Annotated in this window: 14 protein-coding genes; 3 read left to right on the top strand and 11 right to left on the bottom strand. The window is 72.3% G+C overall.

All coding sequences use genetic code 11. The features are described 5' to 3' along the window. Positions 1 to 74: 74 nt before the first annotated feature. A complete protein-coding gene (locus AB0950_RS27010; protein ID WP_361989447.1) occupies positions 75 to 680 on the bottom strand; it encodes a TetR/AcrR family transcriptional regulator in 606 nt (201 codons plus the stop codon). Between the two features lie 112 nt (positions 681 to 792). On the opposite strand from AB0950_RS27010, the gene AB0950_RS27005 reads away from it, so the two are divergent. Beyond that, positions 793 to 2,379 (top strand): cytochrome P450, encoded by a 1,587-nt coding sequence (locus AB0950_RS27005; protein WP_366779587.1) that lies wholly within the window; start codon positions 793 to 795, stop codon positions 2,377 to 2,379. On the opposite strand, the gene AB0950_RS27000 is transcribed toward AB0950_RS27005, so the two are convergent. Beyond that, entirely contained in the window at positions 2,341 to 3,198 is an 858-nt protein-coding gene (locus tag AB0950_RS27000) for a pentapeptide repeat-containing protein (RefSeq protein WP_360148900.1), read from the bottom strand. The two genes, AB0950_RS27005 and AB0950_RS27000, sit on opposite strands and share 39 nt — an antisense overlap. A gap of 234 nt (positions 3,199 to 3,432) precedes the next feature. Between AB0950_RS27000 and AB0950_RS26995 the strand changes: the two genes are divergently transcribed. After that, positions 3,433 to 3,819, top strand: a complete 387-nt coding sequence (locus AB0950_RS26995; protein ID WP_360148903.1) for a hypothetical protein — start codon at positions 3,433 to 3,435, stop codon at positions 3,817 to 3,819. Positions 3,820 to 3,822: 3 nt separating this feature from the next. Here AB0950_RS26995 and AB0950_RS26990 read toward each other — a convergent pair whose 3' ends face one another. From AB0950_RS26990 to AB0950_RS26950, 9 genes are all read right to left on the bottom strand, one after another. Then, positions 3,823 to 4,566: a PIG-L deacetylase family protein gene (locus AB0950_RS26990; RefSeq protein WP_360148906.1), complete on the bottom strand. Its 744-nt coding sequence runs from the start codon at positions 4,564 to 4,566 to the stop codon at positions 3,823 to 3,825. 852 nt (positions 4,567 to 5,418) lie between these two features. Next, a complete protein-coding gene (locus AB0950_RS26985; RefSeq protein WP_360159833.1) occupies positions 5,419 to 6,720 on the bottom strand; it encodes an alpha/beta fold hydrolase in 1,302 nt (433 codons plus the stop codon). A gap of 106 nt (positions 6,721 to 6,826) precedes the next feature. Further along, positions 6,827 to 7,852 (bottom strand): LacI family DNA-binding transcriptional regulator, encoded by a 1,026-nt coding sequence (locus AB0950_RS26980; RefSeq protein WP_366779586.1) that lies wholly within the window; start codon positions 7,850 to 7,852, stop codon positions 6,827 to 6,829. Between the two features lie 54 nt (positions 7,853 to 7,906). Continuing rightward, positions 7,907 to 9,262, bottom strand: coding sequence for a BNR repeat-containing protein (locus AB0950_RS26975; protein WP_366779585.1), 1,356 nt, complete (start codon positions 9,260 to 9,262; stop codon positions 7,907 to 7,909). Continuing rightward, the gene (locus AB0950_RS26970; protein WP_360159830.1) at positions 9,259 to 9,579 is read right to left on the bottom strand and encodes an L-rhamnose mutarotase; all 321 of its coding nucleotides are present in this window, start codon (positions 9,577 to 9,579) and stop codon (positions 9,259 to 9,261) included. Before AB0950_RS26970 ends, AB0950_RS26975 begins: the two co-directional genes overlap by 4 nt. 17 nt (positions 9,580 to 9,596) lie before the next feature. Next, a complete protein-coding gene (rhaS, locus tag AB0950_RS26965; protein ID WP_360574461.1) occupies positions 9,597 to 10,676 on the bottom strand; it encodes a rhamnose ABC transporter substrate-binding protein in 1,080 nt (359 codons plus the stop codon). Positions 10,677 to 10,772: 96 nt separating this feature from the next. Further along, positions 10,773 to 11,747 (bottom strand): ABC transporter permease, encoded by a 975-nt coding sequence (locus tag AB0950_RS26960; protein WP_360159828.1) that lies wholly within the window; start codon positions 11,745 to 11,747, stop codon positions 10,773 to 10,775. Beyond that, complete coding sequence (locus AB0950_RS26955) at positions 11,740 to 12,780, bottom strand: ABC transporter permease (RefSeq protein WP_360159827.1); 1,041 nt, start codon at positions 12,778 to 12,780, stop codon at positions 11,740 to 11,742. The genes AB0950_RS26960 and AB0950_RS26955 overlap by 8 nt, the downstream gene beginning before the upstream one ends. Then, positions 12,777 to 14,294 (bottom strand): sugar ABC transporter ATP-binding protein, encoded by a 1,518-nt coding sequence (locus tag AB0950_RS26950; RefSeq protein ID WP_360574457.1) that lies wholly within the window; start codon positions 14,292 to 14,294, stop codon positions 12,777 to 12,779. Before AB0950_RS26950 ends, AB0950_RS26955 begins: the two co-directional genes overlap by 4 nt. A gap of 276 nt (positions 14,295 to 14,570) precedes the next feature. Here AB0950_RS26950 and rhaI point away from each other — a divergent pair, with 276 nt between their 5' ends. After that, a complete protein-coding gene (gene rhaI / locus AB0950_RS26945) occupies positions 14,571 to 15,731 on the top strand; it encodes an L-rhamnose isomerase (protein WP_360574455.1) in 1,161 nt (386 codons plus the stop codon). Positions 15,732 to 16,200: the final 469 nt, after the last annotated feature.

Here is a 16,200-nt window from a genome sequence, read left to right as displayed (position 1 = left end):
TAAGGCTTGCCTAACTTATCGGAGATCGGGGCGCACGCCAACCACGCCCCCGGCGCAAGGAGCCGGACGGACGGTCAGGCGATGACGCCCAGCAGTGCCCGCGCGCACAGGTCGCGCACCTGCTCGCGCGTCAACTCGCCGTCGCGCAGCCACTCCAGGCACACGGCGGTGGTGAAGGCGAGCCAGCCGCGCACGGCCAGGCGGACGTGCGGGGCGTTCTCGAACGCGGGCCCGAACTCCGGGTCGGCGGCCAGCGCGGCGAGTATCTGCTGCTCCTGGGCAGCCAGCGCCCGCTGGTAGACCCGGCGCACGGCCTGGTCGCCGGCCGCGTCGGCGCGGTGGAAGGCGCGGAAGCCGTGGGCGTGCGCCTGGACGTAACCGAGGTAGGTGTCCAGGCCGGCGGTGAGCTGCTCGCGCACCGGCACGCCGGGCACCGCCGCCGTCATGCGCAGCATCCGCTCGCTCTCGCGCTCGACGACCGCCGCGAAGAAGTCCCGCTTGGTCGGGAAGTAGTGGTACAGCAGCCCGCGGGAGACCCCGGCGATCTCGGCGACCTGCTCGATCCAGACGTCGTCGTACGGGCTCTCGGAGAACAGCCTCGCGCCGACCGACAGCAACTGCTCACGGCGCTCCTCGGTGCTGAGTCGGCGCCGGGCGCGTTCCCCCTGGTTCGCGGGCATGGCGCCACTCTACTTGACGCGGGTTCAACAAGCGGTCGACACTGGGACCGGCTATTGAACCCACGTACAACATGTCCGTTGGACCACGGTTGGATCAAGGGAGATCGGCGTCATGGCGGAAACGACGGACACCGGACTGCCGAAGGGCTTCCGGAGCGCCGAGCAGGGCTGGCCCGAGCTGCACCGCATCCCGCACCCGCCGCGCCGGCTGCCGCTGCTCGGCGATGTCCTCGGCGTCGACCGGCGCACGCCGCTGCAGGACTCCATGCGGTTCGCGCGGGAGCTGGGGCCTCTCTTCCGGCGGCGGGCCTTCGGCAAGGAGTTCGTGTTCGTGTGGGGCGCGCGGCTGGTCGCGGACCTGGCCGACGAGTCCCGGTTCGCCAAGCACGTGGGTCTGGGCGTGGCCAACCTGCGGCCGGTCGCCGGGGACGGACTGTTCACCGCCTACAACCACGAGCCCAACTGGCAGCTGGCCCACGACGTCCTGGCGCCGGGCTTCAGCCGCGAGGCCATGGAGGGCTACCACGGCATGATGCTGTCGGTCGCCGGCCGGCTGACCGACCACTGGGACCGCGAGGCGGCGGCCGGGCGCACGGTGGACGTGCCCGGGGACATGACCAAGCTGACCCTGGAGACGATCGCGCGGACCGGGTTCGGGCACGACTTCGGCTCCTTCGAGCGGGACCGGCCGCACCCCTTCGTCACCGCGATGGTCGGCACGCTCACCTACGCCCAGCGCCTGAACAGCGTGCCCGCGCCGCTGGCCCCGCTGCTGCTGCGCACCGCCGCCCGCCGCAACGCGGCCGACATGGCCCACCTGAACAGGACGGTCGACGAACTGGTCGCGGTGCGGCGGCGCACGGGCCGCGGGGACGGCGACCTGCTGGACCGCATGCTGGAGACGGCCCACCCGGAGACCGGCGAGAGGCTGTCGGCGGAGAACGTCCGCAAGCAGGTGATCACGTTCCTGGTCGCGGGCCACGAGACCACCTCGGGCGCCCTCTCCTTCGCCCTGTACTACCTCGCCCGGCACCCCGAGATCGCCGCCCGGGCCCGGGCCGAGGTGGACCGCGTCTGGGGCGACGCGGCACAGCCCGGCTACGAGCAGGTGGCCAAGCTGCGCTACGTCCGCCGGGTGCTGGACGAGTCGCTGCGCCTGTGGCCGACCGCCCCGGCCTTCGCCCGCGAGGCCCTGCGGGACACCGTACTGGCCGGCGACCACCCGATGCGCCGGGGCGCGTGGGCCCTGGTCCTGACGCCCATGCTGCACCGCGACCCGGAGGTCTGGGGCGAGGACGCCGAGCGCTTCGACCCGGACCGCTTCGACGCGAAGGCGGTACGGGCCAGGCCCCCGCACACCTTCAAGCCGTTCGGCACCGGCGCGCGGGCGTGCATCGGCCGCCAGTTCGCCCTGCACGAGGCGACCCTGGTCCTCGGCCTGCTGCTGCGCCGCTACGCCCTGATCGGCGACCCCGCGTACCGGCTGAGCGTCACCGAGCGGCTGACGGTGATGCCGGACGGGCTGCGGCTGGCACTGGAGCGGCGCAAGCGCCCCGAGGCGGCGCGGGACGAGGCCGTGGACGCGGCTGCGCGAGAGCCCGCGGAGGATGCCCTCTCCTGTCCCTCACCCACGGTGGCCGTCGCGGCGGAGCAGTCGGTGTCAGCCGGCCGCTGTCCAGTGCACCGGCCGGGTGACTGACTCGGGCAGCCGGGTACCGGCGTTCCCGCGCGCCGCGTTGATCTGCGGCTGGGTGAGGAAGAAGGCGCCGGTGAGGTCCGCGTCGCTCAGGTCGGCGTCCCGCAGATCCGCGCCGATCATGTCCGCGTCGCGCAGGTCGGCGCCGGTGAGGTCGGCGGCGATCAGGTAGGCGCCGCGCAGGCTCGCCCCGCGCAGATCGGCGCCGCGCAGCCGGGCCCCGATGAGATCGGCGCCCCGGCGGTCCTTCCCCTTGCCGTTGTTCTTCTTGCCGCCCTTTCCGCCGCCGGTGCCGGCCCGGGCCAGCTCGCTGGTCCGCAGCAGCAGCACGTTGACCCGCTGCCGGTGCGCGGCCACGTCCAGCGCCGCCAGGGCCCCGGGGGGCTGCCGGGTCAGCCGCTCGGTCTCCTCCAGCGCCTGGCGCAGCTCGGGGCGGACCGGGCGGGCGGCGGACAGGGCGAGCGCCTCGGTCAGGTACCACAGCAGTTCGTGCAGCTGCCGTACGACCGGGAAGACGTCGAACATCCGCCGGGCGTGGTCCTTGCTGCCGGTACGCCAGTCCCGGCCGCCGAAGGTGAGCTGCGAGACCTTCTGTCCGGCGCCGAAGCAGTCGTAGACCGTGCAGCCGGTGAACCCCTTCGTCAGCAGGTCGGCGTGGATGCCGCAGCGGTGGTCGTCCTGGAGACTGGGACACGGCTTCCCGGCGGGCTTGTTCAGCGCGAAGTCCGCGGAGGCGGCGAAGGGCAGGGCGACACAGCACAGCCCGAAGCAGCGCGCGCAGTCCCCGCGCAGCTCCGGAAGGCCGGCTATCGGATCTGGCATGCGGGCCAGCCTACTGGGCCCTACGGTCCGGGCCGCTCCCGCCGCTCGGGGGGGGCCGGGCGTGCGGCACATGGTCGCCCACCGACCGCGCGACCGCCACCGGTGCACGGTCGAGGGCCGCCGGACGTGCCCGGGTTCACCCGACCGGCCTACGCGCGATCGCCGACCGGTGCCGGAAGGCCTTCCCTCGTGTGTGAGGAGCGATGCTCGAACCGACCGGCAAAGGAGTCGTTCATGCCCAGCACGCCCCAGCTCGCCCTTGCCGCCGCGCTGAGCGGTGCCGCGCTCGCCGTCCAGATCCTGGCCGGCGCCGTGCCGTCCACGGCCGCCGCGAGCCCGTCGCCGTCCCCGTCCTTCAAGGTCGGCGAAGCCGTGCCGCCGTCCAGTGCGAGCCTCCCGTCCTGCTCCACCGGCGTCGACAACACCTATGTGCTGATCTCCGAGGGACGCGCCGTCGTCGTCTCCGGCACCGGTCATTTCGTGCAGCAGATCCTGTCGCCCGGCGGGGCCTACGACGACGGCTCGGTGCGGCTGCGCTTCAACACGGACGGCAAGAGCATCACGTACACACCGCAGGGCGAGAGGCAGGCCGTCACCCAGGTGTGCAAGCCGGGCCAGTAGGAGTCAGCGGCCGAACACCTCGAACGCCACCGCCGGAGTGCCGCCGAAGCGCTCGGCGGTGGCTGTCGTCCGCGCGGTCAGGAAGTCGCGGGCGTAGGCCTCGGGGTCCTGGTCGGTCAACGCCTCGATATAGGTGCGGTGTTCGAGCAGCGAGCGCACCGCCCGCTCCAGGCCCGGCCTGGCGTCGACCGCGTGGGTGGGCCGGCTGGAACCGGCGATCGCCACCCAGCGGACCCCGTCCCAGGGCTCCAGCCCCTGCTCGCGGAGCTCCGGGAAGATCCACCGGTTCCCGGCGTCCGCGACGGCGTCCAGGGTGGCCCGGCCGACGGCCACGTGGTCCGGGGTGTTCCACGCGAAGTCGCCCCAGGTGTCGCGGTGGTTGAGGGTGACGACGAGTTCGGGCCGGTGCCTGCGGACGGCGGCGGCGATGTCCCGGCGCAGCGCTGGGCCGTACTCGACCACGCCGTCCGGGTGGTCGAGGAACTCCACGGCACTGACGCCGACGACGGCCGCACCGGCCCGCTGCTCGCGCTCACGCAACGGGCCGCAGGTGGCGGGGTCGAGGCTGTCGATGCCGGCCTCGCCGCGGGTCGCCAGCACATAGACGACCTCACGGCCGGCGTCGGTCCAGGCCGCGATGGCCGCGGAGCAGCCGTACTCCAGGTCATCGGGATGCGCCACCACAGCCAGGGCGCGCTGCCAGTCCTCGGGCATGGGCCGGAGTCGAGAGATATCGGGCTCGGTCATGCGCCGCAGACTATGCGCTCCGCCGGGAGGGCGGGGCGCGGCCCCGGGGGGCAGCCGCAGGCGCGGTCTGGGGGCTGGTCGGGTGCGGCCTGGGGCGGTCGGGCGCAGCCGGGGCGCCTTTGCGTCTGCCCTCGTCCGCCGGCCGGCGGCTGCCGGGCGCGGCCTGGGAGCGGGCCCGGGTGCCTTCGCGTCCGCCCTCGTCCGGCGGCTGACCGGCTGCCGGGCGTGGCCTGGGGCACCGCCAGGCGCGGTCTGGGGGCTGGTCGGGCGAGGAATGGGGCGGTCGGGCGCGGCCTGGGGGCGCGGCCGGGGCGCCTTTGCATCTGCCCTCGTCCGCCGGCCGGCGGCTGCCGGGCGCGGTCTGCGAGCGGGCCGGGGTTGCCTTCGCGTCTCCCCCGTCCGCCGTTCAGCCGGCTGCCGGGCGCGACTTGGGCATGGGCCGGTGCGGCCTGCGGGTGGGCCAGGGCGCCTTTGCGTCCGCCCCCGTCCACCGCCCGGCGGCCAGCCGGCGGCGCCTGCCGGCGGGCCGGGCGCAGCCTCCGGGCGGGCCAGGGTGCCTTCGCGTCCCCCTCGTCCGCCGTTCAGCCGGCTGCCGCGCGCGGCCTGGGCGGCCTGCGGGTGGGCCGGGGCGCCTTTGCGTCCGCCCCCGTCCACCGCCCGGCGGCCGGCCGGCGGCGCCTGCCGGCGGGCCAGGCGTCTTGCTTCCGCCCTCGTCCGCCGACCTGCGGTCGGCCGGGCGGGACCGGCGCTGTCTCCCGGCGGGTTGGGGCGTCTTGCGTCCGCCCTCGTCCGGTGGCCGGCCGGGCGCGTGGTTCCCCGTGCCGCTTCAGCGGCGCTGCACTCGCCCCCGCTTCACATCTCGTCGCGGGCCATCGCCAGCAGGCGGTCCAGTACCCGTGGGGCGCCTGTGCGCAGGCCGTCGTGTTCGTACTCGTTCGTGACCCAGGTGCGCAGGCCTCGGATGGCGCGGGCGGTCTCGAGAGAGTGGGCGGTGTCGACGTACATGTCGTCGTGGTAGACGGCGGCCACGACCGGGACCTCGTTGGCGGCGAGGCGGGCGGGGTCGTACAGGGGGGTCCAGTCGGTGCGGGCGGCGAGCAGGTCGGCGGTCTCGCGCAGGGGCCGCAGGGCCGGGTCGGCGTCGAACATCCAGGGGTGGACGGTCTCGCCGGTGAACAGCACCGGTGCGTCGCCCGCGAGGGCCTTGGCCGCGTCGAACTGCGGGAACTCGGTGCGGATCCGCTCCGCGGACCACGCGGTGGGCCGGCCGTCCTGGCCGTAGATCGCCTCGTGGACCAGGGCGTACAGGGGGTGGGAGGCGTACGACAGCAGGGACTGGGCCTGCTCCTGGAAGGCGTCGGACAGCTCCGGGCCGGCCGGTGTGCGTACGAAGGCGTCCTCGAGCAGGTGGTGCAGCCGGTGGCTGCCGTCGCCCGTGCCGAGCATCAGGCCGAGGGACTGGAACGCCTCGACGGTGAACCGGTAGCCGTTGGGGAGGGTCACCTCGTGGGTGAGGAGGTGGTCGGCGATCCGGCGGGCCCGCTCTACGTCCTGGGGATAGCGGGCGTAGTGCGCGATGACCTTGCGTTCGACGCGCGGATAGGCCGCGCGGTAGACGTCGTCGGCGTGGGCGTGCAGGGAGGGCAGGCCTCCGGTGATGACGGCGGTGTCCAGGCCCTCGGGGGCCAGGGAGAGGTACGACACCGCGCAGAAACCGCCGAAGCTCTGGCCGAGCACGGTCCAGGGGGCGCCGCCGGTGACCTGGCGGCGGACGGCCTCGCAGTCCCGGACGATGGAGTCGGCGCGGAAGCGGGTGAGGTAGTCGGCCTGCTCGGCGGGGCCGCCGCGCAGCGGCAGCGTCTGCCGGGTGGCGGGCGTGGAACTGCCGGTGCCGCGCTGGTCGAGCAGCAGCACCCGGTAGTCCTTCAGGGCCCGGTCGAGCCAGGACTGACGTCCGACGAAACGATTCGCCCCGAAGCCCGGACCGCCCTGGAGGTACAGCAGCCACGGCAGTTCCCGTCCGGCCTTGTCGCTCGCGACCACTTCCCGGGCGTACAGCTCGATCGTCTCGCCGTCCGGCTGGGCGTGGTCCAGCGGCACGGAGAAACGGCGGTCGGTGAGGACGACGCCGGGCTGGCGGTAGCTGAGGCTCAACGGGGCTCCCGGGACGGACGGCACGGACGGTACGGACGGGAGCCAGTTCAGCACATCACCGGGCGCGGGCGGAGACCCGGATCGCCGGTTCCCGCCGCACGCCGGGTCAGCGGGCGCCGAGGCTGGAGCGGCGCACCACCAGCTCCGGCTGGAGCACCACCCGGCGGTGCTCGTGCGCCCCCGCGCCCTCGCCCTCTTCGGTCTCCTCCAGCAGCAGTTCGGCGGCGAGGGCGCCCATGGTGACGGCGGGCTGCCGCACCGAGGTCAGCGGTACGGCGGCCGCCGCCGCGAACTCGATGTCGTCGTAGCCGACGATCGCCAGGTCGTCGGGGACGGCGACGCCCGCCGCGTACACGGCCTGCAGGACGCCGAGGGCGAGGAGGTCGTTGGCGCAGAACACGGCGGTGGGGCGGTCGGCGAGGCCGAGCAGCCGGGCGCCGGCGTCGCGGCCGGCGGCCACGTCGAGGCGTTCGGTGGGCAGCTCGCGCAGCGCGTCGGGGCCGAGCCCGGCCTCGGCGAGGGCGTTCAGCGCGCCGGTGCGCCGGTCGCGGACCTGGTTCAGGCCGGGCGGTCCGCTGACGTAGGCGATGGACCGATGTCCGGCGTCCACCAGATGACGGACCGCGAGCGCGCCGCCGGCCACGTCGTCCACGGACACCGAGCACTCGGTGGCGCCCTCGGCGACCCGGTCGACGAGTACGAACGGGATGCCGTGCCGGCGGAACGCCTTGATGTTCCGGCCGGTGGCGTCGGCCGGGGTCAGCAGCACCCCCCGCACTCGCTGCTCGGCGAAGAGGGACAGGTACTCGGCCTCCTCGCCCGCGTTCTGGGCACTGTTGCACACCATCACGCCGAGCCCCGCGTCGCGGGCCGCCCGCTCCGCGCCGCGCGCCACGTCCACGAAGAACGGGTTGCCCATGTCGAGCACGAGCAGACCCATGATCCGGCTGCGGCCCGCGCGCAACTGCCGTGCGGACTCGCTGCGGACGTAGCCGAGCCGGTCGATCGCCGACAGCACCCGCGCCCGGGTCTCACTGGCGACGGTGTCCGGGCGGTTGATGACGTTCGACACCGTGCCCACCGACACTCCGGCGGCACGGGCGACATCCTTGATACCCACCGACTGGGCCATCGGGCGAAGACCTCCAGGGGGACGAGGGGCGGCGGGACGACCTTCACATTACCGTCATGACGGCAGCGCGAAGTCGGCCACGTGGAGGGGGGACGGCGTGGTGCCGGCGGACTTCTCCTGGTACATGAAGGACAGGACATTGTGCGCACGCGCCCGCGTCCCGTCGATCACCACTTCGCCGAAGGCGTTCAGGTCGCCGCCGTCGTACAGCAGCGTCCAGTCGGTGTACCCGGAGGCCTGGGAGGCGGCGGCGACCCGGCCGAACGGCAGGACGGCGTAGGCGTTGTCGTAGCGGTCCAGGACGAGCCCGGTGCGCTGGCTGGAGTGGAGCGGGACGGGGATCTCGGTCTTCCGCCAGGCGCCGCAGGCGTCCTTGTGGAGGTGGTAGGCGCACCCGTGGGCGGTGCGGTCGGCGACGTAGTCCGCGGTGCGTTCTCCGAGGCGGCCGGGTACGTGGCTGATGATCGCGTGCGGCCGGCCGGCCGAGTCGGTCGCCTGGCTCTCCTGGTTCATCAGGCAGTGGTCGGGACCGAGCGGGTCCACCACCAGTCCGGGACCGTCCACGGCGACCTTCTGCGGGCCGCCGGTCGCGCCCACGACCTCGCCGGCGTCGTTGCGCCAGGTCCGGCCGCGGTCGTCGGAGCGGACGTAACCGGTGTCGTGGTTGGTCAGTCCCCCGGTACCGCGCAGCACGGAGGCGTTCCGCTCGCGCCAGGTGAAGAAGGCGTGCAGCCGGCCGTGGACGTCGTAGTCGATGCCGTGCAGGTACATGTTGCGGGCGGTGCTGGACCCGTGCGGACTGGAGTAGACGCCCTCGGAACTGGTCCACTCCCCCAGTGCCGTCCACGCCGAACCGTCGTACTCGGCGAGGGCGTTGCGGCCGTCACCGGAGATCCCGGCCCGGTAGCCGAGCTGGAGCCCGCCCTCCGGGGTGGAGACGAACTGCGGATAGGTGAACTCGGGGGTGAGCGCGAGTCCGTCGAGTGTGGTGCGCACGGGCCCGAACGCGGCCGGAGTCCACGGCTGGTCCGTGTCGAGGAGTCCGGCGACGGACTTCACGTAGAAGAAGCCGTCGCTGTGCGCGTCCATGACGATGTGCAGCCGGCCGTCGGCGCGGGAGACGCCCATCGAGATCACGTTGTGGGAGTCGTCGCTCTTGAGGCGGTGGCCGAGCGTCACGGTCCGCCACTGGTCCGCACCGGGGCCGCGGCGGGCGACGGTCGCACGGCGGTCGGCCGCGTACCAGGCCGCGTACTGCCGGCCCCGGTGGGTGAACAGGCCGTTCTTCTGGAAGGAGTTGGTGTTGACCAGGCCGTCGTACGACACGAAGTACAGGGCCCGGGCGTCGAGGAGGGTGCGGCCGAGCCGGGTGATCCCGGGGGCCGCGCGCCCGCTGACGGCGGCGGTCATGACAGGTGGAACACCTCCGTGAGCGGTTTCATGGCCTCGTCGGGCCGGGCGCCGTCCAGCGACTCGAAGAACGGCGCCATCTCCGCCTGCCAGCGGGCGTTGACCTCGGTTGCCTCCATCGCGGCCCGGGCGGCGGCGAAGTCGTCCGTCTCCAGATAGCCGACCAGCAGGCCGTCCTCGCGCAGGAACAGCGAGTAGTTGCGCCAGCCGGCCGCCTTCAGGGCGTCGAGCATCTCCGGCCAGACGGCGGCGTGCCGCTCGCGGTACTCGTCGAGCCGGTCCGCCCTGACCTTCAGCAGGAAGCACACGCGCTGCATCAACGACCCCTGTACGCCTAGAAGTTGAACTGGTCGATGTTCTTCGCGTCGAACACGGTCGGCTTGCCGAGGCTGATCACGCCGTCCTTGCCGATGGTGTACGTCGTCCCGCCGGCCTTGAAGGTCTCGCCCTCCTTGCCGCTGATCTGCCCCGACGCCAGCGCGACCGCCGTGCGGGCGGCGAGGTCGCCGAGCTTCGCCGGGTCCCACAGCTCGAAGGCCTCGACGGTGCCGTTCTTGACGTACTTGCGCATGTCGTTGGGCGTGCCGAGGCCGGTCAGCCTGACCTTGCCCTTGTACTTGGAGCCCGACAGGTACTGGGCGGCGGCCTTGATGCCGACGGTGGTCGGGGAGATGATCCCCTTCAGGTTCGGGTACTGCTGGAGCAGGCCCTGGGTCTGCTGGAAGGACTGCTGGGCGTCGTCGTTGCCGTACGCGATCTTGACCAGCTTGACGTTCTTGTACTTGGGGTCCTTCAGCTCGTCCCTCATGTACCCGATCCAGGTGTTCTGGTTCGTGGCGGTCTGGGCCGCGGACAGGACGGCGATCTCGCCCTTGTAGCCGATCTGCTGGGCGAGCAGCTGCACCTCGGTACGGCCGAGGTCCTCGGCGGACGCCTGCGAGACGAAGGCGTTGCGGCAGTCGGCCTTGGTGTCGGAGTCGTAGGTGACGACCTTGACGCCGTTGCTCATGGCCTGCTTCAGCGCGGTGCACAGGGCGCCGGGATCCTGAGCGGAGACGGCCATCGCGTTCACCTGCTGCTGGGTGAGGGTGTTGACGTAACTGACCTGCCCGGCGGTGTCGGTGGCGCTGGAGGGGCCGACCTCCTTGTACGTCGAGCCGAGTTCGGCGAGCGCCTTCTGCCCGCCCTTGTCTGCGGTCGTGAAGTACGGGTTGTTGACCTGCTTGGGCAGGAAGCCGACGGTCAGGCCCTTCTTGGTGGCGGCGTTGGGGTCGGCCTTCGCGGTCGACGCGGCCGCGGGGCCGCCGCTGTCCACGTCCTTCTTGGTGGTGCCGCCGCAGGCGGTGAGGGCGAGGGCGAGGGAGGTGCCGGCCGCGAGGGCGGCACAGGTGCGGCGGAGGGACGACTTACGCATAACGCGGTCCTTTGCGAGGAGGAGGGGTAGAAGCACCGAGAGGGGCGCGGGGCTGTGCGGACGTACGGCTGTACGGGCCCGCAGCCGGCGAACGGCCTATCCGGCTGAGCGGGCCGCCCTGGCCACACCGATCTGCCGGGCGACCCGGGGACCGAGCACGGAGATCACGAGCAGCACACCGGTGACGACGATCTGCGACTGCGCGGAGACGTTGAGCAGGCTCATCACGTTCTGCAGCGCACCGAGCAGGAACACCCCGGCGATCGCACCGCCCAGCGTGCCCTTGCCGCCGTCGAAGTCGATGCCGCCGAGCAGCACCGCCGCGACCACGGAGAGTTCGAGCCCGGTGGCGTTGTCGTACCGCGCACTGGCGTAGTGCAGCGCCCAGTAGACACCGGTGAGCGACGCCATCAGCCCGGTCACCGTGAACAGGATCAGCTTGTGCCGCTTGACCCGGATCCCGGCGAACCGCGCGGCCTCCTCGCTCGCGCCGATCGCGAACAGCGAGCGTCCGAACGGCGTGGCGTGCAGGACGACGACGGCGACGGCGAGCAGGACGAGGAAGGGCACGAAGGCCTGCGGGAGGAAGGTGTTCCCGATGCGTCCGGCCGCGAAGTCGAGGTACTGCGTGGGGAAGTCGGTCACCGCGTCCGAGCCGAGCACGATCTGCGCGATGCCCCGGTAGGCGGCGAGGGTGCCGATGGTGACGGCGAGGGAGGGCAGCCCGAGGCGGGTCACGAGCAGTCCGTTGACCAGCCCGCACACCACGCCCAGCAGCAGGCACAGCGGGATGATCGTCTCGATGGCCATGCCCTCGTTCCACAGCTTGCCCATCACCGCGCCGGACAGGCCGGCCGTGGAAGCGACGGACAGGTCGATCTCGCCCGCGACGACCAGCAGGGTCATCGGCAGGGCGATGAGGGCGATCGGCAGGGTGTTGCCGATCAGGAAGGACAGGTTGAGGGCGTTGCCGAAGCCGTCGACGGTGCCGAAGGAGAGCAGCAGCAGGACGAGAAGGAGCGCGCCGACGACCGTGTCCCAGCGGACCGCGCGCGTCAGGGACTCAGGCATGGCGGGCGTTCCTCTTCTTCAGGGCGGAGGCCACGCGCAGCGCGACGATCCGGTCGACCGCGATGGCGAGGATGAGCAGGATGCCGTTGATGGCGAGCACCCACACGGAGCTGACGCCGAGGGCGGGCAGCACGCTGTTGACGGAGGTGAGCAGCAGGGCGCCCAGCGCGGCCCCGTACACGCTGCCGGAGCCGCCGGTGAAGACCACACCGCCCACCACGACCGCACTGACGACGGTGAGTTCGTACCCGTTGCCGGTGCCGGAGTCGACGTTGCCGAAGCGGGCCAGATACATCGCGCCGGCGAGCCCGGCGAGGCCGCCGCAAAAGGTGTACGCGGCCAGGATCCGCTTGCGGACCGGGATGCCGGCGAGCCGCGCCGCCTCGGGGTTGGAGCCGAGGGCGTACAACTCCCGCCCGCTGCCGAAGTGCTTGAGGTAGTAGGCGGTGGCGACGAGCACGGCGAGCGCGATCAGCGCCAGCCACGGCACCGCCGAGACGCCGCCGGAGCCGAAGTCCACGAAGCCGCCCGGCAGGTCGGCCGCGGTGATCTGCCGGGAGCCGACCCAGATGGAGTCGACGCCGCGAATGATGTAGAGCGTGCCCAGGGTGACCACGAGGGCCGGCACCTGGCCGAGGCTGACGAGCAGGCCGTTCAGCAGGCCGAATCCGATGCCCAGCAGCACCGCCAGCCCGAGGGCCACGACCGCGTTCCCGCCGCCGTGCAGATAGTCGCCGGCGGCGAAGGCGCAGATGCCGAGGGTGGAGCCGACGGACAGGTCGACGTTCCTCGTGATCACCACCAGGGACTGGCCGGTGGCGACCAGCACCAGGATGGTCGCGTTCAGGAGCAGGTCCTTGACGCCCTGCTCGGACAGGAACTGGCTGTTGCCCAGCTGGGTGACGACGATCATCACCAGGAAGACGGCGAGAATGGCGAGTTCGCGCATCTTGAAGACGCGGTCGACGAGCCGGGTGCCGCTGGACTCGGGCACCTCGGCGGCGGGGGCTCGGTCGGGCGTGGTCACCGTCATGCGGCGGCCCTCCCGGTGGCTGCGGCCATCACGGTTTCCTCGGTGGCTTCGTCGCGGGGGATCTCGGCGGTGAGGCGGCCCTCGTGCATGACGAGCACGCGGTCGGCCATGCCGAGGATCTCGGGCAGGTCGGAGGAGATCATCAGGACGGCCACGCCGTCGGCGGCCAGCTCGCCCAGCAGCCGGTGCACCTCGGCCTTGGTGCCGACGTCGATGCCGCGGGTGGGCTCGTCGACGATCAGCACGCGCGGGCCGGTGGCGAGCCACTTGGCGAGGACGACCTTCTGCTGGTTGCCCCCGGACAGGGTGGAGACGGCGTCGGCGATCCGGGCGTACTTCACCTGGAGCCTGACGGCCCAGTCGAGGGACCGGCTGCGTTCCGCACGGCGGTTCACCAGCCCGGCCCGGACGGTCGTGCGCAGTCCGGTCAGGCCGATGTTGCGCTCGATGGACATGTCCATCACCAGGCCCTGGGCGCGCCGGTCCTCGGGGACCAGGGCGAGCCCGGCCGCCATGGCGGTGGACGGGGCGCCGTTGGTGAGCCGGCGTCCCTCCACCTCGACCTCGCCGGCATCCCAGCGGTCGATGCCGAAGACGGCCCGCGCGACCTCGGTACGGCCCGCGCCGACGAGCCCGGCAAGGCCGACGATCTCGCCGTGCCGCACCTCGAAGGACACGTCGGTGAAGACCCCCTCGCGGGTCAACCGTCGTACCTTCAGGGCGACTTCGCCGGGCTCGACGGCCTGCTTGGGATACAGCTCGTCGAGGTCGCGGCCGACCATGCGCCGTACGAGGTCGTCCTCGGTCATGCCGTCGATCGGCTCACTGGAGATCCAGGCGCCGTCGCGCAGGGTGGTGACCCGCCGGCAGATCTCGAAGATCTCCTCCAGCCGGTGCGAGATGAACAGCACGGCGGCGCCCTGCTCGCGCAGGGTGCGCACGACGCCGAAGAGCCGGGCGACCTCGCTGCCGGTGAGGGCGGCGGTCGGCTCGTCCATGATCAGGACCCGGGCGTCGAAGGAGAGCGCCTTGGCGATCTCCACGATCTGCTGGTCGGCGATGGACAGGCCGCGGGCCGGGCGGTCGGGGTCGAGTTCGACGCCGAGGCGTTTCATCAGGGCGGCCGTGGCCGCGCGGGTGGCCTTGTGGTCGATCCGGCCGAGCGCGCGCCGCGGCTGGCGTCCCATGAAGATGTTCTCGGCGATCGACAGATCGGGGAAGAGCGTGGGCTCCTGGTAGATCACGGCGATGCCGGCGTCGCGGGCGTCGCCGGGCCCGTGGAAGACGACGGGCTCGCCGTCGAGCAGCACCTGGCCGGCGTCCGGCCGGTGCACCCCGGCGAGGGTCTTGATGAGGGTCGACTTGCCCGCGCCGTTCTCGCCGGCAAGGGCGTGCACCTCGCCGGGCAGCAGTTCCAGGGAGACGTCCCTGAGGGCGCGTACGGCGCCGAAGGACTTGGAGACGCCCTTCAGCGCCAGCACCGGCGCCGGCCCCGTGTCAGGCGGGTGGGTCATGTCAGGCTCCTCGACGACACCGGCGGAAGGGCCGCTGGGGGCCTCCACGGGGGTCGTGAAAGGTTTCAACTGGATTGCCGGGACCGTAGGCACCACAGCCATGTCACGTCAATGGGTCCGGATCGAAAAACTTTCGATCGCCAAAGGTCACGACGGAGTCACGGGCAACAGGGTCGGTCAGAGCGCTTGACACCCCACTGGAGGACTCATAGCTTGCGGTTCTGAATCGTTTCATACGGCCGTACCGTCCCGACCGACATCACCAGGAGCCCCGCAGTGACCGACCTCGTCGCGGTGAAGGCCGCGCTCAAGACCCAGGCCGTCGAGACGCCGTCGTGGGCGTACGGGAACTCGGGCACCCGGTTCAAGGTGTTCGCCCAGCCCGGCGTGCCGCGCGATCCCTGGGAGAAACTGCAGGACGCGGCGAAGGTCCACGAGTTCACCGGCGTGGCCCCGACCGTCGCGCTGCACATCCCGTGGGACAAGGTCGACGACTACGCCGCCCTGGCCAAGTACGCCGAGGAGCACGGGCTGAGGCTCGGCGCGATCAACTCCAACACCTTCCAGGACGACGACTACCGGCTCGGCAGCGTCTGCCACGCGGATCCGGCGGTCCGGCGCAAGGCGGTCGATCATCTGCTGGAGTGCGTCGACATCATGGACGCCACCGGCTCCAGAGATCTGAAGCTGTGGTTCGCCGACGGCACGAACTACCCGGGCCAGGACGACATCCGGGAGCGGCAGGACCGGCTCGCCGAGGCGCTGGCGGAGGTGTACGAGCGGCTCGGGGACGGGCAGCGCATGCTGCTGGAGTACAAGTTCTTCGAGCCCGCCTTCTACGCCACCGACGTCCCGGACTGGGGCACGGCCTACGCCCACTGCCTCAAGCTCGGCGACAAGGCCCAGGTGGTCGTGGACACCGGGCACCACGCGCCCGGCACCAACATCGAGTTCATCGTCGCCACCCTGCTGCGGGAGGGGAAGCTCGGCGGGTTCGACTTCAACTCCCGCTTCTACGCCGACGACGACCTCATGGTCGGCGCCGCCGACCCCTTCCAGCTCTTCCGGATCATGTACGAGGTCGTCCGGGGCGACGGGCTCACCTCCGAGGTCGCCTTCATGCTCGACCAGTGTCACAACATCGAGGCGAAGATCCCGGCGATCATCCGCTCGGTCATGAACGTCCAGGAGGCCACGGCCAAGGCACTCCTCGTCGACCGCGAGGCGCTGGCGGCGGCTCAGCGCGAGGGCGACGTGCTCGGCGCGAACGCCGTGCTGATGGACGCGTACAACACGGATGTACGGCCGCTGCTGGCCGAGGTCCGCGAGGAACTGGGCCTGGACCCCGACCCGGTAACGGCGTACCGCCGCTCGGGCTGGGCGGAGAGGATCACCGAGGAACGGGTGGGGGGACAGCAGGCGGGATGGGGGGCCTGAGAGGGGGGATGCGGGGGGCTTGCTGACGCTGCGGCGGGTGGGGGCCTGAGAGGGGATCGCTGGTGGGGCCGGCGAGGTGGGGGCTGATCGGGATGGGCAGGCCGGGCCTGATCGGGACACGACGAACTGGGGCTTGGTCGGGCTCCGGCGGGGTGAGGGCCCTAGAGGGATGCGGGGGGCTCGTAGGGCCGGCGAGGTGGGGGCTGGTCGGCTTCCGGGCGTGCCGGCCTGGTCTGGACCCGGGCGTGCCTGCCTGGTCGGGGCTCCGGCGGGTTGGGAGCTGGTTGGGACGGGCTGGGCGGGCCTGGTCGGGACTTGGCTGACTGGGGCCTGGTCGGGACTTGGCTGACTGGGGCCTGGTCGGGCTCCGGTGGGCTGGAGACTCGTCGCGCTCCGGCGGGCTGAGGGCTGGTCTCGATCCAGGCGGCCCCGGCCTGATCGGGCTCGGCAGGGGGACTGGTCCGGTTCC

This window comes from Streptomyces sp. NPDC007189 (assembly GCF_040703635.1).
Taxonomy (GTDB): domain Bacteria; phylum Actinomycetota; class Actinomycetes; order Streptomycetales; family Streptomycetaceae; genus Streptomyces.
The sequence above is the reverse complement of the archived record's forward strand: the minus strand, read 5'-3'. Positions and strand labels throughout refer to the sequence as shown.

What these genes read in the sequence shown, in the direction of transcription:
- AB0950_RS27010 (WP_361989447.1), bottom strand. Translation starts at nt 680, where the DNA reads ATGCCCGCGAACCAGGGGGAACGCGCCCGGCGCCGACTCAGCACCGAG.
- AB0950_RS27005 (WP_366779587.1), top strand. Translation starts at nt 793, where the DNA reads ATGGCGGAAACGACGGACACCGGACTGCCGAAGGGCTTCCGGAGCGCC.
- AB0950_RS27000 (WP_360148900.1), bottom strand. Translation starts at nt 3,198, where the DNA reads ATGCCAGATCCGATAGCCGGCCTTCCGGAGCTGCGCGGGGACTGCGCG.
- AB0950_RS26995 (WP_360148903.1), top strand. Translation starts at nt 3,433, where the DNA reads ATGCCCAGCACGCCCCAGCTCGCCCTTGCCGCCGCGCTGAGCGGTGCC.
- AB0950_RS26990 (WP_360148906.1), bottom strand. Translation starts at nt 4,566, where the DNA reads ATGACCGAGCCCGATATCTCTCGACTCCGGCCCATGCCCGAGGACTGG.
- AB0950_RS26980 (WP_366779586.1), bottom strand. Translation starts at nt 7,852, where the DNA reads ATGGCCCAGTCGGTGGGTATCAAGGATGTCGCCCGTGCCGCCGGAGTG.
- AB0950_RS26975 (WP_366779585.1), bottom strand. Translation starts at nt 9,262, where the DNA reads ATGACCGCCGCCGTCAGCGGGCGCGCGGCCCCCGGGATCACCCGGCTC.
- AB0950_RS26970 (WP_360159830.1), bottom strand. Translation starts at nt 9,579, where the DNA reads ATGCAGCGCGTGTGCTTCCTGCTGAAGGTCAGGGCGGACCGGCTCGAC.
- rhaS (WP_360574461.1), bottom strand. Translation starts at nt 10,676, where the DNA reads ATGCGTAAGTCGTCCCTCCGCCGCACCTGTGCCGCCCTCGCGGCCGGC.
- AB0950_RS26960 (WP_360159828.1), bottom strand. Translation starts at nt 11,747, where the DNA reads ATGCCTGAGTCCCTGACGCGCGCGGTCCGCTGGGACACGGTCGTCGGC.
- AB0950_RS26955 (WP_360159827.1), bottom strand. Translation starts at nt 12,780, where the DNA reads ATGACGGTGACCACGCCCGACCGAGCCCCCGCCGCCGAGGTGCCCGAG.
- AB0950_RS26950 (WP_360574457.1), bottom strand. Translation starts at nt 14,294, where the DNA reads ATGACCCACCCGCCTGACACGGGGCCGGCGCCGGTGCTGGCGCTGAAG.